At 57.9% G+C, this 17,145-nt stretch carries 12 protein-coding genes and 1 other RNA gene; 8 read left to right on the forward strand and 5 right to left on the reverse strand.

The annotated features are described in order from the left end of the window. Positions 1-41: 41 nt before the first annotated feature. A complete protein-coding gene (locus ACL2XF_RS07925; protein WP_410015004.1) occupies positions 42-1,088 on the reverse strand; it encodes a 3-deoxy-7-phosphoheptulonate synthase in 1,047 nt (348 codons plus the stop codon). Positions 1,089-1,195: 107 nt separating this feature from the next. Next, positions 1,196-2,017, reverse strand: coding sequence for a pyruvate, water dikinase regulatory protein (locus tag ACL2XF_RS07930; protein WP_410015005.1), 822 nt, complete (start codon positions 2,015-2,017; stop codon positions 1,196-1,198). 207 nt (positions 2,018-2,224) lie between these two features. Between ACL2XF_RS07930 and ppsA the strand changes: the two genes are divergently transcribed. After that, a complete protein-coding gene (gene ppsA, locus ACL2XF_RS07935) occupies positions 2,225-4,600 on the forward strand; it encodes a phosphoenolpyruvate synthase (RefSeq protein ID WP_410015006.1) in 2,376 nt (791 codons plus the stop codon). Between the two features lie 135 nt (positions 4,601-4,735). On the opposite strand, the gene rprA is transcribed toward ppsA, so the two are convergent. Together rprA and ydiK are read right to left on the reverse strand one after the other, a co-directional pair. Continuing rightward, an RNA gene (gene rprA, locus ACL2XF_RS07940) (antisense sRNA RprA) lies at positions 4,736-4,840 on the reverse strand. Positions 4,841-4,997: 157 nt separating this feature from the next. Next, positions 4,998-6,104, reverse strand: coding sequence for an AI-2E family transporter YdiK (ydiK, locus tag ACL2XF_RS07945; RefSeq protein WP_413728396.1), 1,107 nt, complete (start codon positions 6,102-6,104; stop codon positions 4,998-5,000). Positions 6,105-6,414: 310 nt separating this feature from the next. On the opposite strand from ydiK, the gene ACL2XF_RS07950 reads away from it, so the two are divergent. Both ACL2XF_RS07950 and ACL2XF_RS07955 read left to right on the forward strand, forming a co-directional pair. Beyond that, positions 6,415-9,537 (forward strand): FAD-binding and (Fe-S)-binding domain-containing protein, encoded by a 3,123-nt coding sequence (locus ACL2XF_RS07950; protein WP_413728397.1) that lies wholly within the window; start codon positions 6,415-6,417, stop codon positions 9,535-9,537. Beyond that, positions 9,537-9,986, forward strand: coding sequence for a hotdog fold thioesterase (locus tag ACL2XF_RS07955; protein ID WP_410015009.1), 450 nt, complete (start codon positions 9,537-9,539; stop codon positions 9,984-9,986). Before ACL2XF_RS07950 ends, ACL2XF_RS07955 begins: the two co-directional genes overlap by 1 nt. Here ACL2XF_RS07955 and ACL2XF_RS07960 read toward each other — a convergent pair. Beyond that, positions 9,964-11,169, reverse strand: a complete 1,206-nt coding sequence (locus tag ACL2XF_RS07960) for an MFS transporter (protein ID WP_410015010.1) — start codon at positions 11,167-11,169, stop codon at positions 9,964-9,966. The two genes, ACL2XF_RS07955 and ACL2XF_RS07960, sit on opposite strands and share 23 nt — an antisense overlap. A 757-nt stretch (positions 11,170-11,926) precedes the next feature. Between ACL2XF_RS07960 and sufA the strand changes: the two genes are divergently transcribed. From sufA to sufS, 5 genes are all read left to right on the forward strand, one after another. Beyond that, entirely contained in the window at positions 11,927-12,301 is a 375-nt protein-coding gene (sufA, locus tag ACL2XF_RS07965) for a Fe-S cluster assembly scaffold SufA (RefSeq protein ID WP_410015011.1), read from the forward strand. 13 nt (positions 12,302-12,314) lie between these two features. Then, entirely contained in the window at positions 12,315-13,820 is a 1,506-nt protein-coding gene (gene sufB, locus ACL2XF_RS07970) for a Fe-S cluster assembly protein SufB (protein ID WP_410015012.1), read from the forward strand. Positions 13,821-13,899: 79 nt separating this feature from the next. Continuing rightward, entirely contained in the window at positions 13,900-14,646 is a 747-nt protein-coding gene (gene sufC / locus ACL2XF_RS07975; RefSeq protein WP_410015013.1) for a Fe-S cluster assembly ATPase SufC, read from the forward strand. Further along, on the forward strand, positions 14,621-15,922 hold the full coding sequence (sufD, locus tag ACL2XF_RS07980) for a Fe-S cluster assembly protein SufD (protein ID WP_410015014.1): 1,302 nt from the start codon (positions 14,621-14,623) through the stop codon (positions 15,920-15,922). The genes sufC and sufD overlap by 26 nt, the downstream gene beginning before the upstream one ends. Then, on the forward strand, positions 15,906-17,132 hold the full coding sequence (gene sufS / locus ACL2XF_RS07985; RefSeq protein ID WP_413722898.1) for a cysteine desulfurase SufS: 1,227 nt from the start codon (positions 15,906-15,908) through the stop codon (positions 17,130-17,132). Before sufD ends, sufS begins: the two co-directional genes overlap by 17 nt. Positions 17,133-17,145 lie beyond the last annotated feature (13 nt).

Below are 17,145 nucleotides of genomic sequence, written 5' to 3' on the forward strand. Positions count from 1 at the left end.
CGTTAACTAAGCTCGGCGCTATTTTGACGGGGTCCATGCGCTCAAAAGCGGGTATCCACCGCGTTGGCCAGCATGGCCAGCAGTCTTTCGGTATCTTCCCAGCCCAGGCAGCCGTCGGTAATGGATTGGCCATAGGTCAACGCCTGGCCGGGTAGCAGGGCCTGGCTGCCTTCCACCAGGAAACTTTCGGCCATCACGCCCGCCACCCGCCGTGAGCCGCCGCGTATCTGCGCGCATACCGATTCGGCCACGTCCAGCTGGCGGCGATACTGCTTCTGGCTGTTGCCATGGCTGAAATCCACCAGCAAATGCGGCGGTAGCCCGAACTCCTGCAAATGGGCGCAGGCCTGCTGCACATCCGCGGCGTGGTAATTAGGCGTGCGCCCGCCGCGCATGATGATATGGCCGTAGGGATTGCCGGACGTTTGGTAAATGGTCATTTGGCCCTGCTTATCCGGCGACAGGAACATATGGGAAGCGCGGGCGGCGCGAATGGCGTCAACGGCGATTTGTGTGTTGCCGTCGGTACCGTTTTTAAACCCGACCGGGCATGACAGCGCCGACGCCATTTCCCGGTGGATCTGGCTTTCAGTGGTGCGGGCGCCGATGGCGCCCCAGCTGATTAAATCGGCAATATACTGGCCGATCACCATATCAAGAAATTCCGTGGCGGTGGGCATCCCCATTTCATTCAGCGCCAGCAGCAGGCGGCGCGCGGCTGCCAGCCCGTCATTGACACGATAGCTGCCGTCCAGGCCAGGATCGGAAATCATGCCTTTCCATCCGACCACTGTGCGCGGTTTTTCAAAATAGGCGCGCATAACGATCTCCAGGCGATCCTGGTAGCGAACGCGCAGGGTATTCAACTGGCGCGCATAATCGATGGCGGCGTCGGTATCATGGATGGAGCAGGGGCCCACCACCACCAGCAGGCGCGGATCGTTGCCGTGAAGGATATTTTCAATACGCCGGCGTGCGCCGTTGACATGATCCGTTATCTGCGGGGTGAGAGGCAAAAGTTCGGCAAGCTTCGCCGGCTCAATAAGACGACCAATGCGCCTGGTGCGCAATTCATCTGTGTTAAACATGGACAATCTCTAAAATGGCTTCTTCGCAACGGTGGAAATACCGGGAAGTGATGCCGATCACAATAAACCAAAAGCAGATGAATTCAAAAAAAATAATGCAATTTGCATTAGTACATGCGCCGGTTCAAGCCCAGTAAATCCATTATTTTGGTCGCCATTTCCTCTACTGAATGATTGGTGGAGTTGAGAAAAGGGATCTGATGGTTGCGAAACAGCGACTGGACTTCGTTAACTTCCAGCCGGCACTGGCGCAGCGAGGCGTACTGGCTGTTGTTCATGCGTTCATCGCGAATGGCCGCCAGACGCTCCGGATCGATGGTCAGGCCGAACAGTTTATCATGGTAGGGTTTCAGCGCCGCCGGCAGGCGCAGGTTATCCATGTCGTCGGCGATAAAGGGATAATTGGCGGCGCGGATACCGTACTGCATGGCGAGGTAAATGCTGGTGGGGGTTTTGCCGCAGCGCGACACGCCCAGCAGGATAATCTGCGCCTGATCCAGGTTGCGCAGCGAGATGCCGTCATCATGGGCCAAGGTGTAATCGATGGCGGCGATGCGGGCATCGTATTTGGTCAGGTTGGTGGCGGTCAGCCCATGGGTGCGATGCGCCACCGGATCCGGTGCCAATCCCAGTTCCTGCTGTAGCGGCGCCACCAGCGCCTGGACCACGTCCTGGCAAAATCCGGCGCTGTTTTCCACAATGGTGCGGATAACCGGCGATACGATGGAATAAAACACCAGGGGACGCACGCCGCTCTGTTTATAGAGCGCATTGATCTGCTCGCTCACCGCCATGGCCCGGGTCTCGGTTTCCACAAACGGCAGGGTATAGCTGGTGGTGGAGACGGGAAATTGGGACAGCACCGCGTGGCCGACCACTTCAGCGGTAATGGCCGTGCCGTCGGAAATAAAGAATACGCTGCGTTCCATGATGTTCTCCTGATGTTGTACGCATGTTGCTTTAAGGGTGTTTTTATCGATAAATCCATTGCGGCAAACTCTGATTTTTGGCGCTGGCACGATTCATCCTAGGCAGATGCAATAAAGTTTATGCTACGCTCTGTCAAATAATCGTTAACACCCGGCATTATCACTAGCAATACCCTATTTCATTATAAGTTATAAAAGGATGATCAGATGTCTCAGACTGACAATGATTCAGATAGCGTATTATGGTACAACCAGCTCGGAATGCATGACGTAGACCGCGTTGGTGGTAAGAATGCTTCTCTGGGGGAAATGATTACCCATTTATCCGCCCTGGGGGTTTCCGTGCCGAACGGTTTCGCCACCACGGCCAAAGCGTTTAATGATTTTCTCAATCAGAGCGGCATCAACCAGCGTATCTATGATCTGCTGGATCATACTGATATCGACGATATCGGCGCATTGTCCCAGGCCGGGAAGCAGATTCGGCAATGGATTATCGATACCCCTTTCCAGCCGGAACTCGCAAACGCCATCAGCGCCGCGTATGGGCAGCTGTCGGCGGATGACGACGAGGCGTCGTTTGCGGTGCGTTCCTCCGCCACCGCCGAGGATATGCCCGACGCCTCGTTCGCCGGCCAGCAGGAAACCTTTCTCAATGTCCAGGGCATTGATGCCGTCATGACGGCTATCAAGCACGTCTACGCCTCGCTGTTCAACGATCGCGCCATTTCCTACCGGGTACACCAGGGCTACGACCACCGCGGCGTGGCGCTTTCTGCCGGGGTACAGCGCATGGTCCGCTCCGATCTGGCGGCGGCCGGCGTGATGTTTACCATCGATACCGAATCCGGTTTTGACCAGGTGGTGTTTATTACCGCCGCCTACGGCCTGGGTGAAATGGTGGTGCAGGGCGCGGTCAATCCCGATGAATTCTATGTGCATAAACCCACGCTGGCGGCGGGCAAACCGGCGATTGTCCGGCGCAATATCGGCTCGAAAAAAATCCGCATGGTGTATGCCGATAGCCAGGAACACAGTAAACAGGTGCGCATCGAGGATGTTCCCGAACGCGAGCGTCGCCGTTTCGCCCTTACCGATGAGGAAGTGCAGGATCTGGCGCGTCAGGCGCTGCAAATCGAACAGCATTACCAGCGGCCGATGGATATCGAATGGGCCAAGGACGGCCATACCGGCCAGTTGTTTATTGTCCAGGCGCGGCCTGAAACCGTACGCTCGCGCGGCCAGGTGATGGAGCGCTACCAGCTTAAATCCCGCGGCGAGGTGCTGATTGAAGGGCGGGCCATCGGTCATCGCATCGGCGCCGGTCCGGTTAAGGTGATTCATGATATCAGCGAAATGGATCGGGTCGCGGCCGGGGATGTGCTGGTCACCGACATGACCGACCCGGATTGGGAACCGATCATGAAAAAAGCATCCGCCATCGTGACCAATCGCGGCGGGCGCACGTGCCATGCGGCGATCATCGCCCGTGAACTGGGCATCCCGGCGGTGGTGGGCTGCGGCGACGCCACCGAGCGCCTTGCCGAGGGCCTGGAGGTTACCGTCTCCTGCGCCGAGGGCGATACCGGTTACGTCTACCAGGAACGGCTGGATTTCGCCGTTAACAGTTCCGCCATCGATAAGATGCCGGCGCTGCCGCTGAAGATCATGATGAACGTCGGCAATCCCGACCGGGCATTTGATTTTGCCGGGCTGCCCAACGACGGTGTGGGCCTGGCGCGACTGGAGTTTATCATCAATCGTATGATTGGGGTCCATCCCCGCGCGCTGCTGGAGTTCGATGATCAGACGCCGAAGCTGAAACAGGAAATCAACGATTTGATCCAGGGCTATGACAGCCCGAAGGAATACTACATTGCCCGCCTTACCGAAGGCGTTTCCACGCTTGCCGCGGCATTCTGGCCGAAACGGGTGATCGTGCGCCTGTCCGACTTCAAATCCAATGAATACGCCAACCTGGTGGGGGGCGAGCGCTACGAACCCGACGAGGAAAACCCGATGCTGGGCTTTCGCGGCGCGGGCCGTTACGTTTCCGAGAATTTCAAAGCCTGTTTTGCGCTGGAGTGCGACGCCATTAAACGCGTGCGCAACGACATGGGACTGACCAACGTGGAAATCATGGTGCCGTTCGTGCGTACCGTCGCCCAGGGCAAGGCGGTGGTGGATGAGCTGGCGCGCCAGGGATTGAAACGCGGCGAGCAGGGGCTGAAAATCATCATGATGTGCGAAATTCCCTCCAACGCCCTGCTGGCGGATCAGTTCCTGCAACACTTTGACGGATTTTCCATCGGGTCGAATGATATGACGCAGTTGGCGCTGGGCCTGGACCGCGACTCAGGATTAGTCTCCGAATTGTTCGACGAGCGGGACGAGGCGGTAAAAGCCCTGCTGTCGATGGCTATCAAAGCGGCCAAGGGGCAAGGTAAATACGTCGGTATCTGCGGGCAGGGTCCCTCGGATCATGAAGATTTCGCCGCCTGGCTGATGGAGCAGGGTATCGACAGCTTGTCCCTGAATCCGGATACCGTGGTAAAGACCTGGCTAAGCCTGGCCGAACTCTGATATTCCGTTCGCTGAAAAACACCGAAAAAAAAAGCCGGGGACGCCCCCGGCTTTTTTGTTTTAGCCAAAGATTTATAGCTCACCTTTTATGGCAACAATATCCAAGGCAATGATTAATCTGCGCGGGGAAAAAGGCGAAAAAAAAGCCCATCCTATGAGACGGGCAAAGACTACACACAGCAATTCGTTTAACTCAGGGGAAACCTTGATGTAAAATCAGTGAGTTGAGTTAATTGATGTGCTAATAATATTAATTACATGAGGCGGAGTCATTAAGAATCCTCCGAATAAGTAAATTAAAAGTTAAAGAAGCTAACAATTAATGATGTTGGTATATTAATTTCCAGATGAGTTTTATCTCATCTGGAAAAATTATATTGGCGAATTAAATTTAAGCTTAGAATTCCGACAAATCACTGAGGTGTTTCTCGGGGTCGTGCATTTCACTCGGCGAAGGCGCCTCGTGCACCCAGGCAAAGATCAGCCGGTAAGATACCGCCAGCACCACCGGCCCGATAAACAGGCCAATCATCCCGAACGCCAGCAGGCCGCCGATAACGCCGCACAGCACCAGCAGGATCGGTAAATCCGCGCCCATGCGGATAAAGATCGGCCGGAGAATATTGTCGAGCGTGGCGACCACGCAGTTCCATACCAGCAGCACCGTGCCCCAGGTGGTATCGCCGCTCCAGTACAGCCAGATCATGGCTGGGATTAGGATGGGCAGCGGACCCAACTGGGCTATGCAGGTGATAAACATGATGATGGTCAGAATGGTGGCGAAGGGGATGCCGGATACCGCCAGCCCGATGCCGCCCAATACCGCTTGCACGATGGCGGTCAATACCACGCCCAGCGCCACCGCCCGGATGGCTTGCGCAGCCAGCAGGACCGAGGCGTCGCCGCGTTCGGCGCCCAGGCGGATGGCAAAATGGCGCACCGCCAGAGCCACCCGTTCACCACGGATATACAGCAGTACGCTGAACAGCAGCATCAGGGCGCAATGGATAAGAAAACTGCCCACCTGCGCCACCTGCGACAACAGCCAGGTCGCCGACTGGCCGATGTAAGGCTGTATCTTGGCCACCAGCGGGCCGCCGCCACCGGAAATCGTCGCCTGCCAGCCGGAATAAAGCTTATGGCCGACCAGCGGCACATCGCGCAGCCAGTGCAGCGCCGGCAGGGTGAGCCGGTTTGGCTCGGTCGCCCACGCCACCAGCGGCGCGCTGTTGTCAATGACGCTGCTGATAAGCACGGACAGCGGCAGGACGAACAACAATACCAGCAACAGGGTCATGACGAGCACCGCCAGCGAACGGCGTCCCCATAATAACGCCTGGATTTTGATCAGTAGCGGCCAGGTGGCGATGACCACCATGCTGGCCCAGGCAAAACCCAGGATAAAAGGCTGCACCACCCAAAAACAGGCTAATGTCATCAGCGCGATAAAAGTTACGCTAAAGAGCATCCTTGGCAGATCAAGCAGTTGACGCGGGTAATCCATGAAAAAGTTTTCACCTCAATAAACAGCGGGTAAATAGGGTAAGGCAACGATCGGAGAAAGGGGATCCGTTGTTCAGCAATAGTCTTAATGATGCGTTATTTCCCCGTTTTTTAACAGGCCATAACAACAATTTTAACGCCCGCTAGGGCCAACCGGCGTTGCCGGCAGCGCCGGGGTATCATCGCCTGGGGCAAAAAATTTCTCCGTCCACGCGCGCGTCCAAAAAAAATATGATAAAACAATCGGGTCGGACCTTCATAAAAATCCTTATGCCGGCCCCCTTTACACTTGAAAAGCAGGCTCAGAGTTAATGATCCCACAGATCTCCCAGGCGCCGGGAATTGCCCAACCGGTTCTCGAGTTTATTGCCCAATTGCAACGCAGCGGCTTTACTGGCGACAGCGCCACGTCCTACGCCGATCGCCTGACCATGGCGACCGATAACAGTATTTACCAGTTGTTGCCCGACGCCGTGCTGTTTCCGCGTTCAACCGATGATGTGCTGTTAATCAGCCGGCTGGCGCGGGAGCCGCGTTTTGCCTCGTTGGCCTTTACCCCGCGCGGCGGCGGCACCGGCACCAATGGCCAGGCGCTTAATAGCGGCGTAGTGGTGGATATGTCGCGACATATGAACCATATCCTCGAAGTTAATCCCGAACAGGGATGGGTCAGGGTCGAGGCGGGCGTCATCAAGGATCAGCTCAATGAATATCTGCGCCCGCTGGGCTATTTTTTTGCCCCCGAGCTGTCCACCAGTAATCGCGCCACGCTTGGCGGCATGATCAATACCGACGCGTCGGGCCAGGGGTCGCTGGTGTACGGCAAAACGTCCGATCATGTCCTGGGCCTGCGCGCGGTGCTGATGGCGGGCGAAGTGCTGGATACCTGCGCCATGCCTACCGCGCAGGCGGAAAAGATAGCCGGGGAAGCGGGCGCGGCAGGGCGGATTTACCGCACGGTGCTGGATCGCTGCCGCGAGCGGCGCCAGCTGATCCTGGACTCATTTCCCAAGTTAAATCGCTTCCTGACGGGGTACGATTTGCGCCATGTCTACAGCGACGACCTGCAAACGTTTGACCTGACGCGCATCCTGACCGGGTCGGAGGGAACGCTCGCCTTCATCACCGAAGCGCGGCTGGATATTACGCCTTTGCCGAAGGTGCGCCGCTTGGTGAATGTAAAATATGATTCATTCAACTCCGCCTTGCGCAACGCGCCGTTTATGCTGCAGGCCCATGCGTTGTCGGTGGAAACGGTGGACTCGACGGTACTGAACCTGGCCCGCGAGGATATTGTCTGGCATTCAGTCCGCGAGCTGATCCGGGATGTGCCAGCGCGGGAGATGCTGGGACTGAATATCGTTGAGTTCGCCGGTGACGACGCGTCCCTTGTCGCCGCCAGGGTGGCGGCGTTATGCCAGGGCCTTGATCGGCTGATGGCTGAAGGCGGCGGCGGTGTCATCGGCTACCAGATCTGCGATCGGCTGGCCGACATCGAACGCATCTACGCCATGCGCAAAAAGGCGGTGGGCCTGCTGGGCAATAGCAAGGGCGCGGCCAAACCCATACCTTTCGCCGAGGATACCTGCGTTCCGCCCGAGCATCTGGCCGATTATATCGCCGAGTTCCGCCAACTGCTGGACGAACATCACCTCAGCTACGGCATGTTCGGCCATGTAGATGCCGGCGTGTTGCACGTTCGTCCGGCGCTGGATATGTGCGATCCCGCCCAGGAAATATTAATGAAACAGTTGTCGGATCGCATAGTACAACTGACGGCAAAATATGGCGGCCTGCTGTGGGGGGAGCATGGCAAGGGGTTTCGCGCCGAGTACAGCCCGGCGTTTTTCGGCGCGACGCTCTATCATGAGCTACGGCGTATAAAATCGGCTTTCGACCCCGGCAACCGCCTCAATCCCGGCAAGATATGCGCGCCGGTGGACAGCGACGCGCCGATGAAACACATCGACGCCGTCAAACGCGGCACCTACGACCGGCAGATCCCGGTGGCGGTGCGCGGGTCATTTCGCGGCGCGCTGGAATGCAACGGCAATGGCCTGTGTTTCAATTTCGACGCGCGCAGCCCGATGTGCCCGTCCATGAAAATCACCGGCGACCGTATCCACTCGCCAAAAGGCCGCGCCACGCTGGTCAGGGAATGGCTCAGGCTGCTGGCCGTGCAGGGGGTCGACCCGCTGCTGCTGGAAAAAAAACTGCCCAGCGGTATCGCCACGCTGCGCGATTTGGCCGGCAGGGTGCGCAACAGCCGGCGGGCGAAACAGGGCGAGTATGATTTTTCCCATGAGGTCAAGGCGGCGATGGCCGGTTGCCTGGCCTGCAAAGCCTGCTCGACGCAATGCCCGATTAAAATCGATGTGCCGGGTTTCCGTTCCCGTTTTCTCCAGCTGTATCACAGCCGTTATCTCCGTCCGGCGCGCGATCACCTGGTGGCCGGCGTCGAAAGCTACGCGCCGCTGATGGCACGCGCGCCCAGGCTGTTTAACTTTTTCCTGCAGCAGCCCTGGCTGCGCGAACTGAGCCGGACGCGCATCGGCATGGTGGATTTACCCCTGCTGTCGACGCCCTCGCTGCGCACACGTCTTATGGGGCATCGCGCCGCCGGCATCACCCTGGAACAGCTGGAGGCGATGACGGCCGCGCAGCGCCGGGGCCATGTCCTGATTGTACAGGATCCCTTTACCAGCTATTACGATGCCGCCGTGGTGGCGGATTTTGTCCGTCTGGTGGAAAAACTGGGCGGGATTCCGGTATTGCTGCCGTTCTCACCCAACGGCAAGGCCCAGCATATCAAGGGTTTTTTACAGCGCTTCGCCAAAACCGCCGCCAGAACCGCCGATTTCCTTAACCGCACCGCGCGCCTGGGGCTGCCCATGGTGGGCGTGGATCCCGCGCTGGTGCTGTGTTACCGGGATGAGTATCGCGAGATCCTCGGCGACCGGCGCGGAGACTTCCAGGTACAGCTGGTACATGAATGGCTGATGACGCTGCCGCCGCCGGTATCAGTGACAACGTCACAAGATACCGCCGGGTTACCGGTACCCGCTGGCCGACCTGATGCCGGCGGCGCGCAGCCGGTTGCTCAGCCCCCGCAGGGGTGGTATTTATTCGGCCATTGCACCGAATCCACCGAGCTGCCGGTCAGCGGTCAGCAGTGGTCCGCTATTTTTGCCCGTTACGGCGCCAGTCTTGAAACCGTCGGCGTCGGATGCTGCGGCATGGCCGGCACCTATGGCCATGAAAGCGCCAACCTGGATAATTCACTGGGCATCTACGCCCTGTCCTGGCAGCAGGCCTTGCAGCGCTTGCCGCGCGCCCGCTGCCTGGCGACCGGCTATTCGTGCCGCAGCCAGGTGAAACGTATCGAAGGGGAAGGCATCCGCCACCCCCTGCAAGCCTTGCTGGAGATTATCTGATGATTTGGAAACGTCCCGCGTCCCTGGACGCGCTTAACCAGAAAAGCGCGGGCACCCTGGCCGCGCATCTGGGCATCGTCTTCACCCGTATTGGCGCGGATGAACTGGAGGCGGTGATGCCGGTGGACGAGCGCACCCGCCAGCCGTACGGCCTGCTGCACGGCGGCGCCTCGGTGGCGTTAGCCGAAACCCTGGGATCGGTGGCCGGCTATCTGTGCACGCAGGGCGAGGACATCGTGGTGGGCCTGGATATCAACGCCAACCACCTGCGCCCGGTTACCGACGGCCAGGTGCGCGCCGTGTGCCGGGCCATCCATCTGGGGAAAACGCATCAGGTATGGGAGATCCTGATATCCGATGGCCGCGGCAGGCTTAACTGTATTTCCCGCCTGACCACGGTGGTGCTCAGGGCCGGGGAAGAGTTGCCTAACCCGGCTGCCCGGGGCTAACCCGCGCTTTCAGCCTGAGCATCAATACCGCGGCCAGGGCGGCCATCGCCGCCGCGCACAGATAGATGCTCGACATGCCCAGGTGCGACATCACCAGTCCCGCCGCCGGTCCGGCCAGGCTGAGCCCAAGGTCCAGAAAGGCCGAGAAGGTGCCGAGGGCGGTGCCCTGGTTTTGCGGCGCGACCTGTTTGACCGCTTCTACGCCCAGGGCCGGGAAGACCAGCGAAAAGCCGGCGCCGGTCAGCAGGGCGCCCAGGGACGCCAGCACCGGGCCGGGGGCCGCCCATATCAACAAGAGTCCCAGCGCCTCGGCGGTAAACGACGCCAGCGCGACGTTCAGCCCGCCGTACTTATGGATGGCGTTGCCGAGCACCAGGCGCACGCCGACAAAAGCGCCGCTCATCAGGGTCAGCGCGAAGGCGGCGCCGTCCCAGGCATATTCGGCGTAATAAAGCGTGATAAAACTGACGATGACCCCAAACCCCAGGGTACCCAATCCCAGTCCCACGCCATAAAGCCAGATCTTGCCGACCACGATGCCAAAGGCGATGCGTTTACCGGGAACAATCGCCACCGGGGTTTTACGCAGCGCCAGCACCCAGGCGAGCAGGGCGGCGACCAGGATAAACGCGCCGATGACGCCCAGGCCGCCGATGGCGTTTAGCCACACGCCCAGCGGCGCGCCAATGGCGATGGCGCCATAGGTGGCGACGCCGTTCCAGGATATCACCCGGGCGGTATGGCGCTGCCCGACGCTGGCAATACCCCATAAGATGGCGCCGGTACTGGCGAAACTTTCGCCCACGCCCAATATCAGGCGCCCGGCGAACAGCAGGCCGAGGCTGGCCCACGGCAGGCTCTCGGACCCACTGGCCAGCAGGCAAAACACCCCGCTCAGGCTGCAACATCCCAGTCCGAGCAGCACCCCTTTTTTTGGCCCCAGCAGGTCGGCGTAACGCCCGGCGTAAGGGCGGCTGAGCAGGGTCGCCGCATATTGGATGCTGATGGCAAAACCCGCGATCACCTGATTGTAGCCCAGGGTGTTATGGGTAAATCCGGGAATGATCGCCAGCGGTATGCCGATGGTCAGGTAGCAGATAAAGGTGAAAAAGATAATGGGAAATATCCGCCGGTTCAGCTGCGGCGAGGACAGGACCGGGGGAGAAACGGCTGGGGAGGGCATAAAGGACTATTCCGGAAAAAAACGTGAGTCTTAGCATACCGCCCGCCATGCCGGGAGGCGCGCGAAATGATGTAAAAAAATATCGCGGGTTAACCCGCCTGCGTCGGATCGACAGCGCCGGCGATATCTGGTTCTAACTGTGATATAATTGTATAATAAATGTGAATGGAACGATGCTGCCGCGTGTGACGTACCGCACGTATTGCTTGTGCCGCTACCCTTGCGCAGGGGTATGGTAAACCCGATTATCGTTGCGCGGGGCCGGCCTTTTTAGGCGTCAAAATTGCATTATTATGAATACCTATGCGCAATTAATGCTAATTAAAATCGAGATGGTTATCATTATCAATTGGGGCGGCGCTGTTTTCAGCAAATAGAGGCGCGTCCACCGGCGCTGGGCTATTAAAAAATGGGTAACAATTGCGCTAACCTGACGCGGTAATGATATTTTTGTTTAAACCTCTCGTAAAAATAGTTTTTTTCGATGATTATTTTTATATTCGCGCGCCGAAAAGTTCTGGTATTTTTAATAGGGGTATTCGAGATAAAATGCCTTTTATTTCAGTGGATTATAAAAACAGCCTGCCGAGGGTGCGGCGGGCCGGGCAGTAATATAGCGACTATAATTAACTTAATGCCTGTTTTAACCGCCGTTTTTAGCTATTCCCATGCAAAGTGCAAGGTTGCAGTGAATATTCATATCACTAACATAGAGAGATTGCTGTTTATCGTCTTGAAACATTGAGAGGTAAGTTTTATGCAAATGGACACGGTTGAAACGTTTTCACTGGAAGAAAACATCTGGCAAGGCCTGACCCTCAGCGCCAGCGCCGCCAGGCAAATCCGTCATCTGATGGAACAAAATTCCGCCATGCAAGGGTTACGGCTTGGCGTGAAACAATCCGGCTGCGCCGGTTTCGGTTATGTGATGGACGTGGCGACCGCTGCGGCCGAAGAAAGCGAACTGGTTTATGAGCGTGACGGCGCGCGGCTTTTTGTCCCGCTGAAAGCCATGCCTTTTATCGACGGCACGGAAGTGGACTTCGTGCAGGAAGGCTTGAATCACGTATTTAAATTCAACAATCCCAAAGCTCAACATGCCTGCGGGTGTGGCGAAAGTTTTGGCCTTTGAGCGATGAACCATTATGGCACGAAGCACTATTGAAACTCCCGAGGCGATTGACGCCGCGCAGCCCTGGATAAAAAGCGAACGTTATAAAGAAGGCTTTTTTACCCAACTGGTCACCGACGAGCTGGCACATGGCATCAGTGAAGACGTGGTGCGGGCAATCTCGGCTAAACGTAATGAACCGGAATGGATGCTGGAGTTTCGCCTTAATGCCTACCGCGCCTGGCTGGAAATGGAAGAGCCGCACTGGTTGAAAGCGCATTATAAAAAACTGGATTATAACGATTACAGCTATTATTCCGCCCCTTCCTGCGGCAGCTGCGACGACAACTGCGGTTCCCAACCCGGCGCCATGCAGCAGCCAGGCCAGGACGCGGCCAAGAATTACCTGACCGATGAAGTGGAAAAAGCGTTCAACCAACTGGGCGTACCGGTGCGTGAAGGCGCCGAGGTAGCGGTCGACGCCATTTTCGACTCGGTGTCGGTATCGACCACCTATCGCGACAAGCTGGCGAAGGAAGGCATTATCTTCTGTTCGTTTGGCGAAGCCATCCATGAACATCCGGATCTGGTGCGGCAGTACCTGGGCAGCGTGGTGCCGCCCAACGATAACTTTTTCGCGGCCCTGAATTCCGCCGTGGCTTCCGACGGCACCTTTGTCTACATCCCCAAAGGCGTGCGTTGCCCGATGGAGCTGTCCACCTACTTTCGCATTAACGCCGCGAAAACCGGGCAGTTCGAGCGCACCATCCTGATTGCCGACGAAGACAGTTACGTCAGTTATATCGAAGGCTGCTCGGCGCCGGTGCGCGACAGCTATCAGCTGCACGCCGCGGTGGTGGAAGTTATCGCCCACAAAAACGCCGAGGTGAAATATTCCACGGTGCAGAACTGGTTCGCCGGCAGCGAATCCGAAGGCGGCATCCTGAACTTCGTTACCAAGCGGGCGCTGTGCGCCGGCGAAAACTCCAAGATGTCATGGACGCAGTCGGAAACCGGTTCGGCCATTACCTGGAAGTACCCCAGCGTTATTCTGCGCGGCGACAATTCGGTGGGCGAGTTCTTCTCGGTGGCCCTGACCAATGGACGCCAGCAGGCCGATACCGGCACCAAGATGATCCATATCGGCAAGAACACCCGTTCGACCATTATTTCCAAGGGTATCTCGGCGGGGAAAAGCGAGAACACTTACCGCGGGCTGGTGAAAATCATGCCCAGCGCCACCAATGCGCGTAATTTCACGCAATGCGACTCGATGCTGATCGGCGCGGACTGCGGTGCGCACACCTTCCCTTATGTGGAAGTGCGCAACAATACCGCCCAGTTGGAACATGAGGCGACGACCTCGCGCATCGGTGAAGATCAGCTGTTTTATTGCCGCCAGCGCGGGATCAGCGAGGATGACGCCATCTCTATGATTGTAAACGGGTTCTGTAAGGATGTGTTCTCGGAACTGCCGCTGGAATTCGCCGTCGAGGCGCAAAAACTTTTGGCTATCAGCCTGGAACACAGCGTGGGCTAATCCCGCTTTTTAGTTGCCGACTGCGCACCAGCATGTGCTGCCCGTACGGGCGCACCGAAAGTCGGGTAAAGGAAAAAATATGTTAACAGTTCGCAATTTAAACGTCAGTGTGGAAGATAACGTCATCCTCAAGGGAGTGAACCTGGAAGTCAGGCCCGGCGAGGTGCATGCGATCATGGGACCTAACGGGTCCGGCAAAAGTACCTTGTCGGCCACGCTTGCCGGGCGGGATGACTATCAGGTCACCGACGGCGAAGTGCTGTTCAAAGGCAAGGATCTGCTGGCGCTGGAGCCGGAAGAGCGGGCGGGCGAAGGTATTTTCATGGCCTTCCAGTATCCGGTGGAGATTCCCGGCGTCAGCAATCAGTTCTTTTTGCAGACCGCGGTGAACGCGGTGCGTAAATACCGGCAGCAAGAACCCCTGGACCGCTTTGATTTTGCCGATTTTATCGAAGAAAAAATCGCCTTGTTGAAAATGCCCCCCGATCTGCTGACCCGATCGGTAAACGTCGGCTTTTCCGGCGGTGAAAAAAAACGTAACGATATTCTGCAAATGGCGGCGCTGGAGCCGGACCTGTGCATCCTGGACGAGACCGATTCCGGGCTGGATATCGATGCGCTGAAAGTGGTGGCGCACGGCGTCAATACGCTGCGCAATGAACAGCGCTCTTTTATTATCGTCACCCATTACCAACGTATTCTGGATTATATAAAACCGGATCACGTGCACGTGCTTTACCAGGGCCGCATCGTAAAATCCGGCGATTTTTCCCTGGTGAAACAGCTTGAGGAGCAAGGCTATGGCTGGCTTACCGAACAACAATAATGCCCAGGCGTTGCAACAATGGCACCATCTGTTCGAAGGGCAGAGCCTGAGCCGCTCCGCCCAGGCTTATGAACACTGGCAAAGCGTCGAGCGCCTCGGCCTGCCGACGCGTAAACACGAACACTGGAAATACACGCCGCTGGACGGCCTGTTAGCGCACCGATTCGCCTTTGCGGCGGGCAAACGCCTTAGCCTGGATGAGCGCGACCGGCTGAGTCTGGATCTGGATGCCGTGCGCCTGGTGTTCGTCAACGGCCGTTTTGCGCCGCATCTGAGCGATAGCGACACCGGCTTCTGGCAGGTGACGGTCGAGCAGGGCGCCGAACGCCTGCCGTTGCCGGCGCCCATCCAGCCGGAAATCTTCCTGCACCTGACCGAGAGCCTGAGTTGCGAAACCACGCGCATTCGCCTTCCGGCGGGTAAAACGGCCGAAAAACCGCTGTATCTGCTGCACCTGAGCAGTGGCGGGGCGAACCCGGAAGAATTGAATACGCTCCACTATCGCCACCATATCGATGTGGGCGGCGGCGCGCAGGGACAGATTATCGAGCATTTCGCAAGCGTCGACGAAACCCTGGCCCATTTCACCGGGTCGCGGTTGACGCTGGCGGTAGGCGATAATGCCCGGTTGGCGCATATCAAGCTGGCGTTTGAAAACCGTGTGAGCTACCACTTCGCCCATAACGATATCCATATCGGCCGCGACGCGGTGGTGCGCAGCAGCAGCTTCCTGCTGGGGGCGGGGTTGGCCCGCCACCAGACCAGCGCCCGCCTCGACGGCGAAGGCGCCGATCTGGCTATCAACAGCCTGCTGTTGCCGTCGGGCAACGACGTGGCGGATACCCGTACCTATCTTGAACATAATAAAGGCTATTGCCTGAGCCGCCAGCTCCATAAGATCATCGCGCGCGAGCGTGGCAAAGGGGTCTTTAACGGCCTGATCAAAGTGGCCAAACACGCCATCAAGACCGACGGCCAGATGACCAATAACAATCTGCTGATGGATCGCCTCGCCGAGGTGGATACCAAACCGCAGCTGGAAATTTATGCCGACGACGTGAAATGCAGCCACGGCGCCACCGTGGGGCGCATCGACGAAGAGCAGATGTTCTACCTGCGATCCCGGGGCATTAAACGGGAGGATGCTGAAAAAATGATTATCCATGCCTTCGCCGCCGCCATTACCGAGGCGATTGATAACCAGACGGTGCGGGAAACGGTCTTGACGCGTATTGCCGATTCATTGCAGGGGGGAATAAATGTCGTATCCCATTGAACGTGTACGGTCGGATTTCCCGATTTTGGCGCGGCAGGTTAACGGACAACCGCTAACCTATCTCGACAGCGCCGCCAGCGCCCAGAAACCCAGTGTCGTCATCGATGCCGAAAGTGACTATTACCGCCAGGGATACGCTGCCGTGCATCGCGGCATCCACACCCTGAGCGCCGAAGCCACCGGCCGGATGGAAGATGTCCGCGCCCAGGCCGCGCGTTTTATCAACGCGGCCTCGACGGATGAAATCATTTTTGTCAAAGGCACCACCGAAGGCATCAACCTGGTGGCCAACAGCTATGGACGCCATTTTTTCAAGCCCGGCGACAACCTCGTCATCACCGAGATGGAGCATCATTCCAATATCGTTCCCTGGCAGATTATCGCCGGGGAAAAACAGGTGGAAATCCGGGTATTGCCGCTGCTGCCCGACGGCACGCTGGATGAATCGCGCCTGGATGCGCTGGTGGACGACCGTACCCGGCTGCTGGCGATCACCCAGGTTTCCAACGTGTTGGGCACGGTGAACCCGCTTGAGCGCCTGATCGCCCGGGCGCGGGCCGCCGCCGCCGATCTGGTGGTGCTGGTGGACGGCGCCCAGGGCATTATGCACCAGAAAGTGGATGTGCAGGCGCTGGGCTGCGATTTCTACGTCTTTTCCGGCCATAAGATCTACGGTCCCACCGGCATCGGCATACTGTATGGCAAAAAACAGCTGCTGGACCTGATGCCGCCATGGGAAGGGGGCGGTTCGATGATCCGCACCGTCAGCCTGAGCGAAGGCACCACCTTTCTGGAAGCGCCGTGGCGCTTTGAGGCGGGCTCCCCCAATACCGGCGGGATGATGGGGCTGGGGGCGGCGCTGAGCTATGTGGAGAGCCTGGGCATCGAGAATATCCACGTCTACGAGCGGGAACTGATGCGCTACGCGCTTGAGGCGCTGACGCAGGTGCCGGATCTGATCCTGTACGGTCCCGCCGACCGGGCCGGGGTGATCGCCTTTAATCTGGGCAAGCATCATGCCTACGACGTGGGCAGTTTCCTCGATCAGTATGGGATCGCCATTCGTACCGGGCACCATTGCGCAATGCCGCTGATGGCGTATTATCAGGTGCCTAGCATGTGCCGCGCCTCGCTGGCGCTCTATACCACCCGGGAAGATATCGACAGGCTGGTGGCCGGTTTGATCCGCGTGCGTCAATTGCTGGGTTAATACTGATAGCCAG

Source organism: Sodalis sp. RH19 (genome assembly GCF_047324215.1).
Taxonomy (GTDB): Bacteria; Pseudomonadota; Gammaproteobacteria; order Enterobacterales; family Enterobacteriaceae; genus Acerihabitans.